Genomic DNA, 17,251 nt, shown 5'->3' with positions numbered 1-17,251 from the left:
TCTTAAATTATGGATTGCTCATACTTGTGTCATTTCCCGTCGTGTGTACTATTCAATCCCAGAGGTACTGAAGAAGAGACGGAAATAAACACTGTTGTAATTAGGAGAGAAGTCATGAAGAAATTCGCACTTGTACTCACTGCCGCAGTTGTTTCATTCTCGACCGTGAGCGCTTATGCGGGCGGTTTTGGTTCCCGGGGCAACAGCAACAACTCGGCCGGCGGGCTCATCAACATTTCTCCCGGTATTGCCCTCGGCGATATCGGCATCCTGAACGGTTCGCCGATCCTGAGCGGCAACAACACCCAGGTGGGTGGTATCCTCAACGGCGTGGGCGTTGGCCTGCTCGGCGTTGGAACCGGTGTCAGCAAGGTCACCAACGGCATTCTGGGCGGCGGCAACAAGTACAAGCTCGGCCGCTAATAAAAAGGGGCGGTTTGCCTGAACAAGGCAACCGAAGGGGCGGGAGGGTTTTGCAACCCCTTCCGCTTTTCCTTTTTCAGGTGTTGGACTTGATCAGATCTTGGTGCGCAGGCCGATAAACGTATCGACCGTGTTCTCGTCGATGTCGATCACCGTTTTGTGGATACGGTTGACATCCACCCGCAGCACCACCGATGCCCTGGCGCTCGCGTCGTAAGTGGCTTCGGCATAAAAAACGCGCTTGCGCTCGACATTTTCCCAAAGCAGGTTGCGTTTGAATTCGCAGGCGACACCGGACGCCAGTTTCAGGTTCTCGCGCAGCTTGTAGGAGACCTCGAATTCACCGCGATTGACCCACGAGGCCAGCGGATCGTCGCTGTCCGCGGTTTCGTAGCGTCCGTACCAGGTGCCGCGCAGCTCGAACCCCTTGGGGAGCGGTTTGACGACCGACAGCTGCCAGGCCGGACGAATGCGCGAATAGGTGTCATCGGCGCCGTTCAGCAGTTCCGCACCCAGCGCTAGCGCCGCGGTTGCTCCGCCGGCACCCGTATAGGTGATCTCGCCGCGCAGCCCGAACTGATTGAACGAAACGCCGACAAGCGGGTCGCCAAGGCGGTCGACGGCACTGCGCAGCGCCGACCCCTGGACGCCAAAGGTGAACTGGCCGACGGTGCGGATGAGCTTGAGGGCGATCTGGACGTTGCGCTTGTCGGGATCCAGCCGGGCGGGCAGGAAGACGTCGTCTTCGAAGCGGGTCAGGCCGACCTTCTCCAGGCTTGTCAGGGCATCGATGATGAGGGCCATCTGATTGCCGAGGTCCAGGCCGACCTGAACCTGTCCGCTGGCGACCTGCTTCAGCGTGCGTGTTCCGATCGTGAAAGGGCCGATGTCGATGTGATCGCCATCCCTGGTGGCGTTGTAGGCCAGCGTGCCGCGCAGTTCGAGGCCGCCGGAAAAGCGCCGAAACGCCTGAAGCTGCACGCCTCCAGCGGTGTCATCCTCGATGGTGATGGCGTCGTGCCGGGTCGCCCGGCCTTCCGCATTCAGCGAAATATAGGCGTCGTTGTCGCCCCATTTGCGCGACAGGCTGCTGCGCAGCAGCGAGTACCAGTCGGCGATCGGCCGGTCACTCTCCATCGCATTGGTCGTGTAGTGGCGCTCTATGCTGGTGTTGAGAGTTGGTTCGACCGTCTCGCCGGCCTGCGCCGTGGCAGCCGCGATGCCGAATGCTGCGCTGGCGGTGAGAACGAAAGATCCGCCGCGCGCCCTGGCCATGATCAGTCCCGGAATCCGGTCGGCTGCTTGGGCGCAGGAATGTCGAGCCACATGCGGCTGGTCCTCAGGGGAGGCGGTCCTAAACCCCTTCCGTCTGCGCATGCGAGGCGGAAGGGGCTTGAGGTACCGCTCAAGGCGGAATTGCAAGCATGATCGCCTGCAAGATCAGGCTCGCAGAAAATGGCTAAGGATATATTACCTTTTCCATATGTACTGTAATAGAAATAGAGCTGAACTTGCTCATCTGTCCTGGCTTTGCCGCATCAACTTGCGGGAGCAGGTGGTTTTGTTTTCTTTCCCAAGAAGAGAAGGTTTTCTGGTCGGCGGTTGGCACATGCGACCCAGACTCGCTAAAAGAGGCGGACTGGACACATGACGGGCTTTTTTCGTGACCGACTGGCTGGAGATATTGAAGCAGGAGACGGCGACCGGCGAGCGCATGGGCCGTGAGGTACCGGATATGCTTGCGCATCCCGACATCAGCGCCGAGCAGGTGCTGGCGTTGTTTTCCGCGCTCGACAAGCAGGCCGACTTTGCCGAGAAGCTCAAGCACGCATTGGAGAAATTCGGCCACGATTTCCCGGTGATCACCGCTGCCGAACGACTCGAAGAGCGCTACGCCGACCTTGCGGCGACCGTTGCTGAAAAGCTGAAGGACATGCGGAAGTAAGCTCCGCCGATTTAGGCGCCGCGGCCGTTGTCGGCAACCGTGGTGGCCTTGGGGCGCGAGCTGCCGCCACCGCCAACCACGACCAGGCGCTTGATCTTGCCCTGCTTGAAGGCCGCGAGGAAGCGCTTGTAGTCCTTGAAGGCAACGCAGCCATGCGATTCCGCACGGCCGCCGCGCAGCAGATAGGAGTGCGCCAGCAAGCCGTTGCGGCCATGCTTGACCTTGCCGTCCACCGGGGTGAGGCGGATCGCCTCGACGCCGTGGAACAGGGATTCACGCATCGAGAGCTTGTAGGTGTCGGGCGGGGTGGGGCCGCGCATCTTCTGGTTCACGTAGCGTACATTGTCGGCCATCGAGCCAATCCCTGAATGCGCCTCGAGCCTGGTTCCATCGGGCATGGTGACGGTGGCGGAAGCAATGTCGTAGACAGCCGTACCGTTGCCGGCCCTGGCGCTTGACCCGCCGGGTGACGAGAACAGGTTGCGGAAAGCCTGTCCGAGGCCGCCGCTCTCCGAAGGATTGTCAGGCCGCGCATAGGCAAGCACCGGCTGTGCGGGCTGGCTGATGCGCTTTGCCGGTTTGCGCACCGGCTCGTCGTCGCTCTCGGGTTCGGCGTCGGCGCGCCGGCGCGTCTCGGGCTTGCTGCCTTCCTCGGCGCGTGGGCGGTAGGCCGGCAGCGGCGCGTTCTCGGGCACAGCCGCGAAATCCGGGTCCTCGATGACTTCGCCGGTGTCGGCGAGCGCGACCTGTTCCTCGTCGTCGACTTCATCGTCCTGGCTGGGCAGGACAAGACTTGCCACCAGAACCTCCCGTATCGCTGAATCCGGGGTGGGGGCGGGGTCGGCAAAGCCGAGCTCCATCCCGGACGGAGCGGCAAGGGCCAGCGCGACGCGTGCAGACCGTTCCGGCTCGCCCAGGGCTGGACCGAAACGGTCGGTATCCGGCGCGCCGAGGGCGCGCGCGAAGCGCTCATCCAAAGGCGATTGCGGCAGTTCTTCGGCTGCAGCCAGTCTTTCCGCCTTGTCGGCGGCCTCGGCCGCTGCAAGCTGCTGGCGGCGCTTGCTCCATTCGCGGGCAACCAGCGCCTGCTTGAGTTTGGAGTTGGCCTCCAGCGCTCGCGCGTCCGTGCTGGCCACGCTGACGCGCGCAGGCAGGAAATGGGCATTGGCGCGGATGGAGCTTGCAGCCGAATAGGCGCCGGCAACAGTGGCCAGGGACCACATCGCCAGCACGGCACCTGCCGTCGGGATCGTCACCCAGCCAGCCAGCCTGGCGGAGCGGGCCAGCACTGTCTTGAAACCAGCAGAGGCGGGACCGCTGTCCCGGAATTTTTCACGCACGAACGCCATGCCGACCGAACTTCCTTCAATCGGCGCAACACGCACAAACCGCCTTACCCATTCGCTCGCCGGAATACCGGTCGCGCGTGGCGGTCCTTTGCCGATTGTCTCAAAGGATGGACAAAGATGGTTAACCAATCCCTGTGTCGTCCCTCGTTGGATTGGAGCCCGCCGCGAAAAACCCTCCTAAAAAGGCAAGAAAGCGGCAAAATCGCTCGCTGGCAAGAATTTTCGGCTTTTGACGCGGAAAAAATGACGTTGGGGAAGGGTCAGGCGTGTGTTTACTTTTGCTGTTGCGGGGGCGGCGGGACGCTGCCAGCAGGGGAAATCAGATACGGAGATTCGAACTTGCATACATACCATACGTACGGTACGTATCGGATATGCCAAGACCGACCAAGACAAATCCCGACCGTGGTGATGCCCGAAACCGGCTGCTCGATGCGGCGCGCGACATCATTCGCGCCAGGGGATTCACCGCATCCTCCGTTGAAGACCTGTGCCAGGCGGCGGAGGTGACCAAGGGCGCGTATTTCCATCATTTCAAAAGCAAGGATGCGCTCGGCATCGCCGCGGCCGATGACTGGTCGGCCGGGACCACAGCGTTTTTTGCCGCCGCTCCCTACCATCTGCCTGATGATCCTCTTGAGCGGGTGCTTGCTTATGTGGCGTTCCGCAAGTCGATCATCGAAGGGGAGATTGCGCAGTTCAGCTGCCTCGTCGGCACGATGGTGCAGGAGGTCTATGTGACCTCGCCGACCATTCGCGAGGCGTGCGCACAGAGCATTTTCGGTCATGCGGCGACGCTTGAGGCGGATATCGAAGCCGCCCGGATCAAATATGGCGTCACCGGAAAGTGGACGGCGCAGAGCCTGGCGCGGCACACGCAGACGGTGCTGCAGGGTGCCTTCGTCATGGCAAAGGCCGGCAATGATCCGGCGCTGGCGCGGGAAAGCCTCGACCATCTCGATCAATACATCAGGTTGCTTTTCAGTCGTCCGGAGGAGGGACAGATATCATGAGCATGATGATTGGCTGTGCGTGCGGCAAGGTTCAGCTGGAAGTTGCTTCGGCGCCGATGATGAGCGTGGAATGCTGCTGCAACAGCTGCCGTGAGGCGGGGGCGCGGCTGGAAAAACTGCCCGGCGCCAGACAGGTCGTCGACGCGCATGGCGCGACCCCTTTCGTCTTTCACCGTAAGGATCATGTCCGCATCACGCGTGGCGCGGACCATCTCAAGGAATTTCGCCTCGCGCCGCAGGCCGGAACCCGGCGGGTCGTCGCTTCCTGCTGCAACACGCCGGTGTTCCTTGAGTTCAAGGGCGGGCACTGGCTCAGCCTCTATGCCGGCCTGTGGCCCAAGGGTGCGGTGCCGCCGCTCGAATTGCGGACGATGACCGCCGACCTGCCGGATGCTTCGGTCCTGCCGAGCAACGTGCCGAACCTGAAACAGCAATCGCTGGGGTTCTACTGGCGCCTGTTCCGCGCCTGGGCCGCGATGGGCTTCCGCAGTCCGAAGATCGCGGTGAACGGTGAGATCCATGCCTGATCCCGCCGACAGGATCGAGATCGAAAACGTCGTCTCGCCGCATCACAGGCAGAAGGTGGACCGCGTCAAATATCTGGCGATGCGCGAGGCGCTGCTTGCCGTCCTGCCTGGAAATCCAACGGGCTTGACGGTGGCGGAAGCCAAGGAGGCGCTGCTGCCGGACCTGCCCGACGATCTGTGGCCGGGCGGTGCCAAGGCAGGCTGGTGGCTGAAGGCCGTCCAGCTCGATCTGGAGGCGAAAGGCATCATCGGTCGCGCCGCGACGAAGTCGGTGCGGCTGTTTCGGCTCGCAGAGGGCAACTGACAGAAGCGCCCAGCGCAGCCGCAGCTTGGCGCTCAGACCGCTTTCACGAAGCCGTCCAGCACCTTCTTCTGGCCGGCGCGGTCGAAATCGATGGTCAGCTTGTTGCCGTCGATGGCCGCGATGTTGCCGTTGCCAAACTTCTGGTGGAACACGCGATCACCGACCTTGAAAGCCGAAGGCGCGTCGGCCACCGATTTCGCTACCAGCTCGCCTTCGATGGTGCGGCCCTTCACCGAGGTGCGGCCGGCGCCATAGCCGGAATCGACCTCGCCGTAGCCGATGCGCTCGACCTGGTGGCCGCTGCGCGAGCCCCAGTTGCGGTCGGTCGCCTCGGTGCGGTTCTGCTGGGCGCGCTGCCAGCCCGGCGTGGCGTAGCTGTTGGAGAACGAGCCGCCCTGATCGCCGCGCGCCGCGCGGCCGCCCGAGGGTGAGCCGATGCTGTCGAAGCGCGAGGCGCCATAGGGGTTCTGGCGGCCGCCCGAGAAGCCGCCGCGGCCGGAAGCGAATGAGCCGCCGCCATAAGGATTGCCGTAGCCGCCGTAGTTCGAGCCATTGCCTTCCTGCACCTCGACATGGGCTTCCGGCAATTCGTCGAGGAAACGCGAGGGGATGGTCGACTGCCACAGCCCATGGATGCGGCGGTTGGAGACGAACCAGATGTGCAGGTTCTTCTTGGCGCGGGTCACGCCGACATAGGCCAGCCGACGCTCTTCCTCGAGGCCTGAGCGGCCGCCTTCGTCCAGCGCGCGCTGGTGCGGGAACAGGCCTTCCTCCCAGCCGGGCAGGAACACGGTCTCGAATTCCAGGCCCTTGGCCGAATGCAGCGTCATGATGGAGACGGCGTCGAGGCCTTCGTTCTGCTCGGCGTCCATCACCAGCGCGACATGTTCGAGGAAGGCGCGCAGCGATTCATATTCCTCCATGGAGCGGATCAGCTCCTTGAGGTTTTCCAGCCGCCCCGGCGCTTCCGCCGAGCGGTCGTTCTTCCACATGTCGGTGTAGCCGCTCTCCTCGAGGATCATCTCGGCGAGTTCGGTGTGCGGCGTGGAATCGATCAGGCCCTGCCAGCGGGCGAAGTTGGTGGCGACTTCGCGCAGCGCCGCACGCGGCTTGGGTTTCAGCTCATCGCTTTCCGCAAGGCGGGCGGAGGCCTCCAGCATCGGCACGCCGAGCGCACGGGCGGTGTCGTGGATCTGGCGGATGGTGGCGTCGCCCAGGCCGCGTTTCGGCACGTTGACGATGCGCTCGAAGGCGAGGTCGTCGCCGGAATTGGCGACGACGCGCATGAAGGCCATGGCGTCACGGATTTCCTGACGCTCATAGAAGCGCGGACCGCCGATAACCCGGTAGTTGAGTCCGATTTCGATGAAACGGTCTTCGAAGGAGCGCATCTGGAAGGAGGCGCGCACCAGGATCGCCATGTCGTTCAGCTTGTGGCGGGCTCGCTGATAGGCCTCGATCGCTTCGCCGACGGCGCGTGCTTCCTCGTCCGAATCCCAGGCGGCATGCACGTTGACCTTGGGATCTTCCGGATCCGGCCGGTCGGTGAACAGCGTCTTGCCGAGACGGCCTTCATTGTGCGCGATGAGATGCGCCGCTGCGCCCAGGATATGAGCGGTCGAGCGGTAGTTGCGCTCCAGGCGAATGACGGTGGCGCCCGGAAAATCCTTCTCGAAGCGCAGGATGTTGTCCACCTCGGCGCCGCGCCAGCCATAGATCGACTGGTCGTCATCGCCAACGCAGCAGATGTTGACCTTGTTTTCGCTCGCGCGCTGTTCCGCGCCTGATGGCGCGGGCGCTCCGCGGGGGGCTTGCGACGGCTCAGTCGCCCAATCGGGCTCGCGGCCGTCGGCCGTGTTTTCGTGGGCGGGCGAAAAGTCGCCCGGCGCACGGTCGCGCGCTTCGGCCGGTTGCGTGGCGCTGGACTGTTTCGGCCGCTGGGCCAGGAGCCGCAGCCACATATATTGCGCGGTGTTGGTGTCCTGGTACTCGTCGACGAGGATGTATTTGAATTTACGGTGGTATTCCGCCAGGACATCATGATGTCTGCGGAAGATGCGGATCGGATGCAGCAAAAGATCGCCGAAATCGCAGGCGTTCAGCGTGGTCAGCCGATCCTGATAAGCGCGGTAGAGTTCGCGGCCGCAGCCATTGGCGAAGGCGCGGGCATCGCCTTCCGGAATCTCGTCCGGGCCGAGGCCCTTGTTCTTCCAGGTGTCGACCATCTGCGCGAAGGTGCGCGGCGCCCAGCGCTTGTCGTCGAGGCCTTCAGCCTGGATCAGCTGCTTGATGAGGCGGGTGACGTCGTCGGTATCGAGGATGGTGAAATCCGAGCGCAGGCCGGCGAGTTCGGCATGGCGGCGCAACAGCTTGACGCCGATCGAGTGGAAGGTGCCCAGCCATGGCATGCCTTCGATCGCCTCGCCGACGAGGACGCCGATACGCTGCTTCATCTCGCGCGCGGCCTTGTTGGTGAAGGTGACGGCAAGGATCTGGCTCGGGAAGGCGCGGCCGGTGGCCAGGATGTGGGCGATGCGGGTGGTGAGCACGCGCGTCTTGCCCGTGCCAGCGCCGGCCAGGACCAGCACCGGACCTTCCGTGGTTTCCACGGCCTGCCGCTGCTCTGGGTTGAGGCCCTTCAGATATTCGGGCGGGTTGTTGTGGCCCTGGCGTGCCGCCATGGCGCGGGCCGCGATGCCGGACGGCGCAGCCTGCGAAGAAGGCGCACGCGCGGCGTCGAAACGCGGAGCGTCGTCCTCGTCAAAGAAGGGCATGTCGTGATCGCCGGCCATTTCGTCTCCGAATGTAGTGATTCGGACGAGAAAGGCCAGCAATGTTCACACACTGTTCCCGGATTCGACGGCTTTGATCCCTGTTGACGGCTCAATGCGACCTCGATAGCGTCCAGCAACGGCTCGACGCAGCCGGCAGTCCGCACCTTGAAAAGGTATGGCGAATGCGTCGCGATGATCCAGTCTGGTCCTTGTCCATGGGACGAAGGCACCGGCAATGCGGGCCCCGGTGAAGCTTTTCGTCCTGATGAGAAGGATCGCAGATCATGCGTACATTCCTGGATTCCAAGGCGATGGCAAAAGCCATGCGCGAAGCGCTTGCCGCCAAGAACATCGAAATCCCCCATTCCGAGGCGTTGGAGATCGTCGCCCGCCAGTTCGGGCTCGAGAGCTGGAACATCCTTTCGGCACGGATCGAACGCGGCGAGGGGACCGTCGCTCCCGGCAAGGCCGGCAATATCGTTTTCGAACAGGCCGTACCGATCGTCCGGATCTTCGATGTCGCCAAGGCGCACGAGTTCTATCTCGGATTCCTCGGTTTCAGCGTCGACTGGGAGCACCGTTACGGCGACAACTTCCCGCTCTACACGCAGGTGTCACGCGCGGGCCTCAGGCTGCATCTGTCCGAACATTCCGGCGATGCCAGCCCGGGTGGCAACATGGTCGTCTACATGAAGGGCACCGAGGCCTTTCAGCGCGAACTGGCAGCGAAAAATTATCGCTACATGAAGCCTGGGCTGGAGAAGGTGGAAGACCGGCTGGAGGTCGAGGTGATCGATCCGTTCGGCAACCGCATTCGTTTCATGGAGATCGTCGGAGGCGATTGATCCCGGGCTGCGTTCGCCGCAGGTTGCTGAATTTTTCAGCAGGCGTTTCCTGAAATCCACAGTAGCGCCTTGTTATCGTCGCGGCAGGCGAGTTTAGTCTTTGCTCCTTTGGTGCGGTCGGTTAAGTCTGTCCGCGCCAACCATTCAAGGCGAGGCCATGCAAGAACCGTTCGATTCCAAACCCCCGACCACGGTGGACGACAATTTCGACAAGGCAGCCATTGCCGTGATCGTGGTTTTCGGTGCGCTCATCATCGGCGGATTGATGGCGGCCAACCTGGTCTATGGCCACCGCAACGGCTTCCTCTACGCGCTGGGCGCGGCCGGCACCGCCTGGATCGCCGGGCACATGATCCTTTTCGATCTGCCGCGCGCCTATGCGCTGATGGTCGCAGCCTCGTTCCTGCTCGCGCTTTTGTCGACCTTGGCGCTCGCCTGAGCGGTCGCGCGCCACAGGCCTCGCGATCGAGGAAGAAACTCAGGACACTGGAGCAGGATGTGACTGCGTTGAATCAGCATCTCGCTCTATCTCATTGCTGAAGCATGATCTTTTCCGAAAACCGGTTTCCCTTTTTCGGAATCATGCTCTGCGGTTGCCGTTATTGACGGTTTGGTTCAGGCCGGACCGCGCTTGGAGCGCGCCTGCTTGATGACGGCACGCCAGCGCAGCATATCGAACGGGATCGGCTCGTTCGAATTTGCGATCTGGAAGATTTCATTGTTGAGATTCTTCAGCGAACGCCAGAAGTCGTAGTCGCTGATGCGCGGGTCGGCGGCCAGCTTTTCCGACAGAGCCTCGATATCGATCTTCATGTGCGTGCCTGGCCAGATTTCGGCTGGCCGTCTCCAGGCTTCTGTTCACCCTGAGGCCGTGTTTTCCGGTGCGCCGTCGATTCGCTCAACGGCATCAAGCGGGTTCTCCCCGTTCAGTATTGATTAAGGTTAACGGCGCGGCTTCAGCCGGCCTTGCGGCGGATGCCGATGGAGCGGCCTGCCCGTTCCGGCACGGGCAGGCCGGCATGGGCTTCACGCATCGTCTCGACCTTGGCCTGCACATCCGGCGGGAAGGGGGCGACCTTGGGTCCCGCCATATCGACATGCAGCGAAAGCGATTCCGAGGTCGCTGCCAGCCAGCCGTCGACATGGCGGATTTCCTGGTAAACGCGCAGCCGCTTCTCATCGTGGTCGAGAAGCTGGAAGGTGGCCGTCACCTTGTGGTCGAGATGCAGCTCCTGCACGTAGCAGACATGTACTTCGGCAGTGTAGATGGTGAGCTTGCGGTCGCGGGCATAGTTCGGTCCCATGCCCATCAGTTCGAAAGCGTCGTCCGAGCAGCGGTCGAACAGCACGTTGTAGTAAGCCATGTTGAGGTGGCCATTGTAGTCGATCCAGTCCTTCTCGATATCCATGATACGGGAGACGAAAGGGGCGGGGATGGACATTGAGATGTTTCCTCTGGCGCAACCGAATAACCACTGACGACCTGCTACTGGATCGAATGTCAAATTCGATCCGCTAGACACAGCGTGTGAGCAGATCTTTACTTCGCGCATATCGTTGTCGCAAAACCGCTGCACACTTTTGCGCGACATGCTTATGCAGCTGTAACTCGAGAACAAGGGCCGCGATGGTCCAATCGCGGAGGAAAGCATGGCTCTGAGCGACCTCGTATCGGTCGAACGCAATGAGAACGGCATCGCCGCCGTGCTCGGCATCCTGAAACAGCAGCTTGGCGAGCGGTTCCAGACCGGCGAGGCGATCCGTGAACAGCACGCCCATACCACCACCTACATCCCGACCCAGGCGCCGGACGGCGTCGCCTTCTGCGAGACGACGGAAGAGGTGCAGTCGGTGGTGCGGGCCTGCGCAGAACATCGCGTACCGGTCATCGCCTTTGGCGTCGGCACCTCGCTGGAGGGGCATGTGAATGCGCCGGGCGGCGGTATTTCTGTGGATCTATCACGCATGAACCAGGTCCTGGCGGTCAATGCCGAGGATCTGGATTGCCGCGTGGAGCCGGGCGTGACGCGCGAGCAACTCAACCAGCATTTGCGCGACACCGGCCTGTTCTTCCCGATCGATCCCGGCGCCAACGCCACGCTTGGCGGCATGGCAGCAACGCGTGCCTCAGGCACCAATGCGGTCCGCTACGGCACGATGCGCGAAAATGTGCTGTCGCTGGTCGCCGTCATGGCGGACGGCGAAATCGTGAAGACTGGCGCGCGCGCCAGGAAGAGCTCGGCCGGTTACGACCTCACCCGACTGCTGGTCGGCTCGGAAGGTACGCTCGGGATCATCACGGAGCTGACGCTGAAGTTGCAGGGCATCCCGCAGGCGATCTCGGGAGGCGTCTGCCCTTTCCCCACGCTGGAGGCGGCTTCGCAGGCGGTGATCCAGACCATCCAGATGGGTATTCCCGTCGCCCGCATCGAACTGGTCAATGCGCTGCAGATGCGCGCGATGAAGACCTATTCCAAGCTGGACTATCAGGAGAGCCCGTGCCTGTTCGTGGAATTTCACGGCAGCGATGCCGGCGTGGCCGAACAGGCGGAGACCTTCGGCATGATCGCGGAAGAGAATGGCGGCGGGCCGTTTCTGTGGACGGCGGTGGCCGAGGAGCGCAGCAAGCTCTGGAAAGCGCGCCACGACGCCTACTGGGCTTCGCTGACGCTCAGGCCCGGCGCCAAGGGACTGTCGACGGATGTCTGCGTTCCGATCTCGCGGCTGGCTGAATGCGTGGCGGCGACCGAGGTGGATATCGCCGAAATGGGCCTGATCGCGCCGATCGTCGGCCATGCCGGCGATGGCAATTTCCATGTGCTGGCCCTGATGGATCCCGAGGACGCGGGCGAGGTGGCGCTTGTGGAACGGTTTGTCGCGCGCCTCAACATGCGCGCGATTGCCATGGAAGGCACCTGCACCGGCGAACATGGTGTCGGCCAGGGCAAGGTCGGCTTCCTCAAGGCCGAGCATGGCCATGGTCTCGACTTGATGCGGCAGATCAAGCGTGCGCTCGATCCGGACAACATCATGAATCCCGGAAAGATACTGCCAGCATAAGCCGTTTCTGAAGGATACTTCCATGAACGTCGAACATGGCGTGGCAATCCACGCCTATCGTGACGAGCTGCACCGTGAACGGCTTGCCGATATCTGGCTGGCCGCCTCGCGCATCGGTCATCCTTTCTTCAGCGAAACGGAACTGCTCGATCAACAGGCGCAGGTGAGGGATGTCTATCTGAAGCAGGCCGAGAATTGGGTGATCGAGGAGAACGGCAGTTCTGTCGGCTTCATCGGCCTGCTCGACAATTTCATCGGCGGGCTGTTCGTCGATCCGTCGGCACATGGCCGTGGTTTCGGCAAAGCGCTGGTGCTGCATGCTGCCACATTGAAGGGAGCGCTCGACGTGGAGGTTTTTGCCGCGAATGCGGCGGCCGTCGGCTTCTACGCGCGTCTGGGTTTCACCGAAGTCTCACGAAGCCTGCAAGACGAGGATGGTAGACCACGGGAAGTGGTCCTGATGCGGCGACCAGCCCAGGAACGAGGCTGATCGGGCGAAACGGGAGTATGCTTCCGTTTCGCCCGATCAGGAATCAGCAGTCGCCGTTGAAGAAGCAGTCGTCGTCGCGACGCTCACGGCGCTCGCGATAGCGGCGATCGTTATAGGGATCGTAGCGGCGTGGCTCGACGACCGGCGGGCCGAACGGGTCGTCGGAATAACGGCGCACCACACGGCGACTGGACGAACCTTCGCCGAAGACCGCACGACAGCCGCCGTCAACCCAGATGGTACCGGAACCACGGTCGTAGCCCCAGGTGCGGTTGCGGATGCAGGGGCTGTCGGATTTCTGCCGCACGATCACTGCGGACCGGAAATCGGCCTGGCATTCATTGTACTGGTCACCGTCGGACGAGCACGTGACCGTGCGTCCTGCGTTGGCCGGCAAGGTGGAAACGCCCACGAGGGCTGCAAAACCAATCAGGGAAGCGGCGGCAATTTTGATCACGGTGCGATCTCTTTTTCCGTATGTGCTCATTTTATGAAACGTCCTGGGCCGCACAAAGTGCCGCAGGATGCTAACAAAGCGATTATCCCTATCGGATTCCGGCATTTTTCGATCAGTGGAATTCACGAATGCACCGACAAATGTAACGGATTGAGAGATGCCACTTTATCAACTCAGTATTGCCGCTAGATTGCGCGAACATTTCAACCCAACGGTTCAAGGGTAATGCTCGCCCGCCTGTTCGTGATTTTCGGTGGTCTGTTCGTGCTGGCGCTGCTCGCGGCGCTGGTGTTGCCGCCTTTCATCGACTGGACTGGTTATCGCGCCGACTTCGAGCGCGAGGCCAGTACCATTCTTGGCCGCAAGGTAACGGTGAAGGGCAGCGCGACGGCACGGCTTCTGCCATTTCCGTCGGTAACGTTCACCGACGTTTCGGTGGCTGGCGGTGCGGGTGGCGACCCTGCGATGACCGTCGAGACCTTTTCCATGGACGCAGAGCTCGCGCCGTTCCTGCGTGGAGAGGTGCTCATCTTCGATATGCGGTTGGTGAAGCCGAAGGCGACCATCAGGATTGCCGCCGACGGCAAGGTGGATTGGACAGCGAGGCCGTCTTCGCCTTTCGATCCGGCACAGGTGGCCATCGAGAAGCTGACGGTGACCGACGGGGTGGTGGAGCTGCGCCAGGAGGTGAGCGGACGCACCACGACGTTGTCCGGCATCAACGCGACCGTTTCAGCGAAATCCCTGGCCGGACCGTGGCGCGCGGAAGGTGCGCTGAAGGCCGATGGCGTTGCCATGCGCCTTGCGGTGACAACCGGAAAGGCCGATGCCGGCAGGATCGCGCTGCGGATCAAGGCAGATCCCGATGGCTATCCCCTGACCGTCGAAGCGGACGGCAATGCCGGTGTGGAAAATGGCCGGGCGCTTTACGCCGGCCAGTTTCGACTTTTGGGAGACAACGGGCCCCAGCCTGCGGTCGCGAGAGACCCGAATGCGACCGGGAGCAAGGCACCACCCACCTACCGGTTGAACGGCAAGTTCCAGCTCGACCACCGCAAGCTTGCGGTCGACGAGTTCCGCCTCGAGACCGGGCCTCTCGACAATCCCTACACCGCCGATGGCAAGGCCTCGGTCGATCTCGGCGCCGATCCGCGCTTCGCCATAGAGGCGAGCGGCGCGCAGGTGCAGTTCGACGAGACGCCCGGCAAGGAAGGGACAGCGGCGCTGCCGCAACGCATTGCAGCACTCGAGCGCGTGCTTTTGGGACTGCCGAAGCCCGCGATGCCAGGTTCCGTGGAAGTGAAGCTGCCGGCAATGGTGGCCGGCGACACGACGATTCGTGATGTCGTTGTCTCGGCCGAGCCCGCCACCGGGGGCTGGGCGGTAAAATCGCTGGCGGCAACCTTGCCCGGCCGCACCACACTCGAAGCCAACGGACAGCTGGATATCGACGAAAAGGTGCGTTTCACCGGCTCGCTGCTGCTCGCCGTCGCTCAACCGTCCGGTTTCGCGGCGTGGCTTTCACAGGATGTCGACGAAGCGATCCGGCGGTTGCCGAGTGCCGGTTTCAGCGCAAAGGTCGACCTGACGGATGCCCGCCAGACGTTCGACGATCTGGAGCTGGTTTTGGGGAAGGCAAATTTTCGGGGCAATCTCGACGCCAGCCAGCCGGCCGATGGCAAGCCGGCCGTCATGACAAGGCTGGAGGGCGGAGCGCTCGACGTCGAGGGGCTGAGCGCATTTGCATCGCTCTTCGTGTCGGACAGGGGCACCAACCGCTTCGCCGATGCTGACCTCGACGCCAAGATCAAGGCGGGACCGGTGAATGCCTGGGGTTTTTCAGCCGAAACGCTGGATACGGCGTTGCGACTGCGGGCCGGCATGCTGGAAATCGACAAGCTGTCGATCGGCGGGCTGGCCGGGGCGTCGGTCAGTGCCACCGGCCGCATGAAAGACTTCCCGAAGGGGCCGACCGGCAGCCTGGACGCTTCGCTTCTGGCTCCCGATCTTGCGCCGCTGGTTGATGCGGCTGCCTCCCGTTTTCCGGGGAGCCGGCTGCTGACCACGCTTTCGGAGCGTGGCAAGGCCTATCCCGGTCTTTATCGTGACACGCGCCTCGACGTCGTGATGAGCGCAGCCGACAATGGTGACGGCACGACCGGGTTGGCGCTATCCGGCAAAGGAACGACCGGCGGTTCGGCGGTGTCGGTTTCGCTGTCGGCACATGGCCAGCCGAGCAACGTCGCGAAAGCCCCGTTTTCGCTGACCTTCGATGCAAAGAACCCGGATGCCGCCGCGCTTCTTGCACTCTACGGCCTGCCAGCTCTGCCGCTCGGCATGGTTGGCGAGGCAACAACCGATATCACTGCCAGAGGCACGCTCAGCGAAGGCGTCGCGACGGCTTTCAATCTGTGGGGACCGGATTTGCGCGCACGCTTTGACGGCACCGTAACCGATGCGCCTGAAGGGCTGGCCGCCAAGGGCAAGATCGCGCTCGACACAGCCGATATCGAACCCTGGCTGATGACGACGGGCATTGCCCTGCCGGGAATGGGCTTTGGCGCCCCCGTGGCCCTTGCCGCCGAAGCCGACTATCGCAACAACCGCGTCGCGATTTCCGGCCTCAAGGGAAGCGCTGCAGGGACTGCTCTCTCCGGCGATATCGCGGCCGAATTCGATGCCGCCAAACCGCATCTGAGTGGGCAATTGGCATTGGATACGCTCGATCTGGATCCGCTGGCGGCGATGCTGTTCGGCAACGACGCCTTGGTTGGCGATGGCAGCAACTGGCCCAAGACGCCGTTTTCGGCGAAGCCGATGCTGCAGATGACCGCTGATCTCGAACTGGCTGTGGTGAAGCTGCTGGCCGGTCCGCTGGTGGCCGCGGACGACGCGATGTTGTCGCTGAAGCTAGGCGATGACGGACTCGGCATTTCGAAGTTGAAGGCCAAGCTGTTCGGCGGTGAAATCACCGGCCTGTTCGACCTGAAGAACAATGACGGCACCGGGCTGCTCAGCGGCCAGGTGACGCTGGCTGGTACAGACCTTTCCAAGCTTCTGCCAGCCTCAGGCCTCTCGGGAGCGGGTACCTTGAGTGCCAGCGTGACCACGAGCGGCAAATCCATCGATGCAATGATGGCTTCACTTGCCGGTTCGGGAACAGCATCCTTCAAGGGCGTTACGATCGCCAACCTCAATGCCGACGCGCTGCCGGCGCTGCTTGCCAAGGCGGACGGTGTTGGTCGCGACATTGACGCGCCGCGCACAGCCGCGTTTGCCCGCGCGATCGCGGGGCAGGGCTCCTTTGTCGCGCGCGACGCGGATGTCGCTTTCACATTGGCGGGCGGGGTGCTGCGTGCACCGCCGGTGAGTTTCGAAACGCCGACGTCGTCCTTGTCCGCCGAGGTCTCCGCTGATCTTGCGGCTGGCACTGTCGCGGCGCGAGGCACTGTCACCTACAAGGCCGGCAACGAGGCGCTGGTCGGCTCGGATCCGGCCTTGAACTACAGCGTCGAGGGACCGATCGAGGCCCCGGTCCGCAGCTTCGACAGTGCGCCGCTGGCACAGTTCCTCACCCAGCGCGCGCTGGAAAAAGAGCAGCAGCGGGTGGAAGCGATGCAGGCCGTCTTGCTGGAGAAGCAACGGTTGCGGCGCGAAGCACGCTACTACGCGGCGCTGCAGGAAGCGCGCGACCGCGCGGAAGAAGAAAAGCGGCGCATCGAGGAGGAGAAACGCAAAGCCGAGGAAGACGCGCGGCTCAAGGCGGAGGCCGAAGCCACAGCCGCCGCAGAAGCAAAAGCCAAGATCGATGCCGAAGCGAAAGCGCGCGCCGAGCGGGCGATTGCGGAAGCAGCCGAGGCTGAGCGGCGCAAAGCCGAAGCGGCGATGCGCGCGGCGCAGGAGGAAAGAGCAAAACTGGACGCCGAACGCTAGGCAATGCCGCCGGCGCCTGCGGCACCAAGTGCGCCGGACGGCAAGCTCCAGCCGTTTTCGATCCAGGATTTCCTGAAAACACTGCAATAGAAGCCTGGCAACGAGGCTTTTTTGAATGATCGGTTGCGTGC

Annotated in this window: 16 protein-coding genes; 10 read left to right on the top strand and 6 right to left on the bottom strand. The window is 62.8% G+C overall.

Going from position 1 to position 17,251, the window contains the following annotated elements:
* The first annotated feature begins 114 nt into the window (after window positions 1–114).
* Complete coding sequence (locus tag AC3WTO_RS15440; protein WP_492461623.1) at window positions 115–423, top strand: hypothetical protein; 309 nt, start codon at window positions 115–117, stop codon at window positions 421–423.
* Window positions 424–516: 93 nt separating this feature from the next.
* Here the strand turns inward: AC3WTO_RS15440 and AC3WTO_RS15435 are convergent, their stop codons facing one another.
* A complete protein-coding gene (locus AC3WTO_RS15435; RefSeq protein WP_492461622.1) occupies window positions 517–1,698 on the bottom strand; it encodes a hypothetical protein in 1,182 nt (393 codons plus the stop codon).
* 388 nt (window positions 1,699–2,086) lie between these two features.
* Here AC3WTO_RS15435 and AC3WTO_RS15430 point away from each other — a divergent pair, with 388 nt between their 5' ends.
* Window positions 2,087–2,368 (top strand): hypothetical protein, encoded by a 282-nt coding sequence (locus AC3WTO_RS15430; protein ID WP_492461621.1) that lies wholly within the window; start codon window positions 2,087–2,089, stop codon window positions 2,366–2,368.
* Window positions 2,369–2,379: 11 nt separating this feature from the next.
* On the opposite strand, the gene AC3WTO_RS15425 is transcribed toward AC3WTO_RS15430, so the two are convergent.
* A complete protein-coding gene (locus AC3WTO_RS15425; protein ID WP_492461620.1) occupies window positions 2,380–3,717 on the bottom strand; it encodes a DUF2778 domain-containing protein in 1,338 nt (445 codons plus the stop codon).
* A 374-nt stretch (window positions 3,718–4,091) separates the two neighbouring features.
* Here AC3WTO_RS15425 and AC3WTO_RS15420 point away from each other — a divergent pair, with 374 nt between their 5' ends.
* Genes AC3WTO_RS15420 through AC3WTO_RS15410 form a run of 3 tightly spaced genes read left to right on the top strand, consistent with a single transcriptional unit; the run spans window position 4,092 to window position 5,561 of the window.
* Complete coding sequence (locus AC3WTO_RS15420; RefSeq protein WP_492461619.1) at window positions 4,092–4,730, top strand: TetR/AcrR family transcriptional regulator; 639 nt, start codon at window positions 4,092–4,094, stop codon at window positions 4,728–4,730.
* Window positions 4,727–5,257 carry a GFA family protein gene (locus AC3WTO_RS15415; protein WP_492461617.1) on the top strand — a complete coding sequence of 177 codons (531 nt, stop codon included), beginning with the start codon at window positions 4,727–4,729 and terminating at the stop codon, window positions 5,255–5,257. The genes AC3WTO_RS15420 and AC3WTO_RS15415 overlap by 4 nt, the downstream gene beginning before the upstream one ends.
* On the top strand, window positions 5,250–5,561 hold the full coding sequence (locus tag AC3WTO_RS15410) for a DUF6958 family protein (protein ID WP_492461615.1): 312 nt from the start codon (window positions 5,250–5,252) through the stop codon (window positions 5,559–5,561). The genes AC3WTO_RS15415 and AC3WTO_RS15410 overlap by 8 nt, the downstream gene beginning before the upstream one ends.
* A gap of 32 nt (window positions 5,562–5,593) precedes the next feature.
* On the opposite strand, the gene AC3WTO_RS15405 is transcribed toward AC3WTO_RS15410, so the two are convergent.
* Window positions 5,594–8,353, bottom strand: a complete 2,760-nt coding sequence (locus AC3WTO_RS15405) for an ATP-dependent helicase (protein WP_492461614.1) — start codon at window positions 8,351–8,353, stop codon at window positions 5,594–5,596.
* Window positions 8,354–8,619: 266 nt separating this feature from the next.
* On the opposite strand from AC3WTO_RS15405, the gene AC3WTO_RS15400 reads away from it, so the two are divergent.
* Both AC3WTO_RS15400 and AC3WTO_RS15395 read left to right on the top strand, forming a co-directional pair.
* The gene (locus AC3WTO_RS15400) at window positions 8,620–9,180 is read left to right on the top strand and encodes a glyoxalase superfamily protein (protein WP_492461613.1); all 561 of its coding nucleotides are present in this window, start codon (window positions 8,620–8,622) and stop codon (window positions 9,178–9,180) included.
* A 157-nt stretch (window positions 9,181–9,337) separates the two neighbouring features.
* Entirely contained in the window at window positions 9,338–9,619 is a 282-nt protein-coding gene (locus tag AC3WTO_RS15395) for a hypothetical protein (RefSeq protein ID WP_492461612.1), read from the top strand.
* A gap of 176 nt (window positions 9,620–9,795) precedes the next feature.
* Here the strand turns inward: AC3WTO_RS15395 and AC3WTO_RS15390 are convergent, their stop codons facing one another.
* Together AC3WTO_RS15390 and AC3WTO_RS15385 are read right to left on the bottom strand one after the other, a co-directional pair.
* Window positions 9,796–9,993 carry a hypothetical protein gene (locus AC3WTO_RS15390; protein WP_101935034.1) on the bottom strand — a complete coding sequence of 66 codons (198 nt, stop codon included), beginning with the start codon at window positions 9,991–9,993 and terminating at the stop codon, window positions 9,796–9,798.
* Window positions 9,994–10,136: 143 nt separating this feature from the next.
* Window positions 10,137–10,622: a thioesterase family protein gene (locus AC3WTO_RS15385; protein ID WP_492461611.1), complete on the bottom strand. Its 486-nt coding sequence runs from the start codon at window positions 10,620–10,622 to the stop codon at window positions 10,137–10,139.
* A 208-nt stretch (window positions 10,623–10,830) separates the two neighbouring features.
* On the opposite strand from AC3WTO_RS15385, the gene AC3WTO_RS15380 reads away from it, so the two are divergent.
* Both AC3WTO_RS15380 and AC3WTO_RS15375 read left to right on the top strand, forming a co-directional pair.
* A complete protein-coding gene (locus AC3WTO_RS15380; protein WP_492461610.1) occupies window positions 10,831–12,240 on the top strand; it encodes an FAD-binding oxidoreductase in 1,410 nt (469 codons plus the stop codon).
* A 22-nt stretch (window positions 12,241–12,262) separates the two neighbouring features.
* Window positions 12,263–12,730, top strand: coding sequence for a GNAT family N-acetyltransferase (locus tag AC3WTO_RS15375; protein ID WP_492461609.1), 468 nt, complete (start codon window positions 12,263–12,265; stop codon window positions 12,728–12,730).
* Window positions 12,731–12,773: 43 nt separating this feature from the next.
* Here the strand turns inward: AC3WTO_RS15375 and AC3WTO_RS15370 are convergent, their stop codons facing one another.
* On the bottom strand, window positions 12,774–13,187 hold the full coding sequence (locus tag AC3WTO_RS15370; RefSeq protein ID WP_492461608.1) for a DUF3011 domain-containing protein: 414 nt from the start codon (window positions 13,185–13,187) through the stop codon (window positions 12,774–12,776).
* A 225-nt stretch (window positions 13,188–13,412) separates the two neighbouring features.
* On the opposite strand from AC3WTO_RS15370, the gene AC3WTO_RS15365 reads away from it, so the two are divergent.
* Window positions 13,413–17,120: an AsmA family protein gene (locus AC3WTO_RS15365; protein ID WP_492461606.1), complete on the top strand. Its 3,708-nt coding sequence runs from the start codon at window positions 13,413–13,415 to the stop codon at window positions 17,118–17,120.
* Window positions 17,121–17,251: the final 131 nt, after the last annotated feature.

This window comes from Mesorhizobium sp. EU05-FHT14A09, from assembly GCF_058790995.1.
This window is presented reverse-complemented; position numbering and strand designations above follow the sequence as displayed.

What these genes read in the sequence shown, in the direction of transcription:
- AC3WTO_RS15405 (WP_492461614.1), bottom strand. Translation starts at nt 8,353, where the DNA reads ATGGCCGGCGATCACGACATGCCCTTCTTTGACGAGGACGACGCTCCG.
- AC3WTO_RS15365 (WP_492461606.1), top strand. Translation starts at nt 13,413, where the DNA reads ATGCTCGCCCGCCTGTTCGTGATTTTCGGTGGTCTGTTCGTGCTGGCG.
- AC3WTO_RS15425 (WP_492461620.1), bottom strand. Translation starts at nt 3,717, where the DNA reads ATGGCGTTCGTGCGTGAAAAATTCCGGGACAGCGGTCCCGCCTCTGCT.
- AC3WTO_RS15420 (WP_492461619.1), top strand. Translation starts at nt 4,092, where the DNA reads ATGCCAAGACCGACCAAGACAAATCCCGACCGTGGTGATGCCCGAAAC.
- AC3WTO_RS15435 (WP_492461622.1), bottom strand. Translation starts at nt 1,698, where the DNA reads ATGGCCAGGGCGCGCGGCGGATCTTTCGTTCTCACCGCCAGCGCAGCA.
- AC3WTO_RS15400 (WP_492461613.1), top strand. Translation starts at nt 8,620, where the DNA reads ATGCGTACATTCCTGGATTCCAAGGCGATGGCAAAAGCCATGCGCGAA.
- AC3WTO_RS15375 (WP_492461609.1), top strand. Translation starts at nt 12,263, where the DNA reads ATGAACGTCGAACATGGCGTGGCAATCCACGCCTATCGTGACGAGCTG.
- AC3WTO_RS15395 (WP_492461612.1), top strand. Translation starts at nt 9,338, where the DNA reads ATGCAAGAACCGTTCGATTCCAAACCCCCGACCACGGTGGACGACAAT.
- AC3WTO_RS15390 (WP_101935034.1), bottom strand. Translation starts at nt 9,993, where the DNA reads ATGAAGATCGATATCGAGGCTCTGTCGGAAAAGCTGGCCGCCGACCCG.
- AC3WTO_RS15410 (WP_492461615.1), top strand. Translation starts at nt 5,250, where the DNA reads ATGCCTGATCCCGCCGACAGGATCGAGATCGAAAACGTCGTCTCGCCG.
- AC3WTO_RS15440 (WP_492461623.1), top strand. Translation starts at nt 115, where the DNA reads ATGAAGAAATTCGCACTTGTACTCACTGCCGCAGTTGTTTCATTCTCG.
- AC3WTO_RS15385 (WP_492461611.1), bottom strand. Translation starts at nt 10,622, where the DNA reads ATGTCCATCCCCGCCCCTTTCGTCTCCCGTATCATGGATATCGAGAAG.
- AC3WTO_RS15415 (WP_492461617.1), top strand. Translation starts at nt 4,727, where the DNA reads ATGAGCATGATGATTGGCTGTGCGTGCGGCAAGGTTCAGCTGGAAGTT.
- AC3WTO_RS15380 (WP_492461610.1), top strand. Translation starts at nt 10,831, where the DNA reads ATGGCTCTGAGCGACCTCGTATCGGTCGAACGCAATGAGAACGGCATC.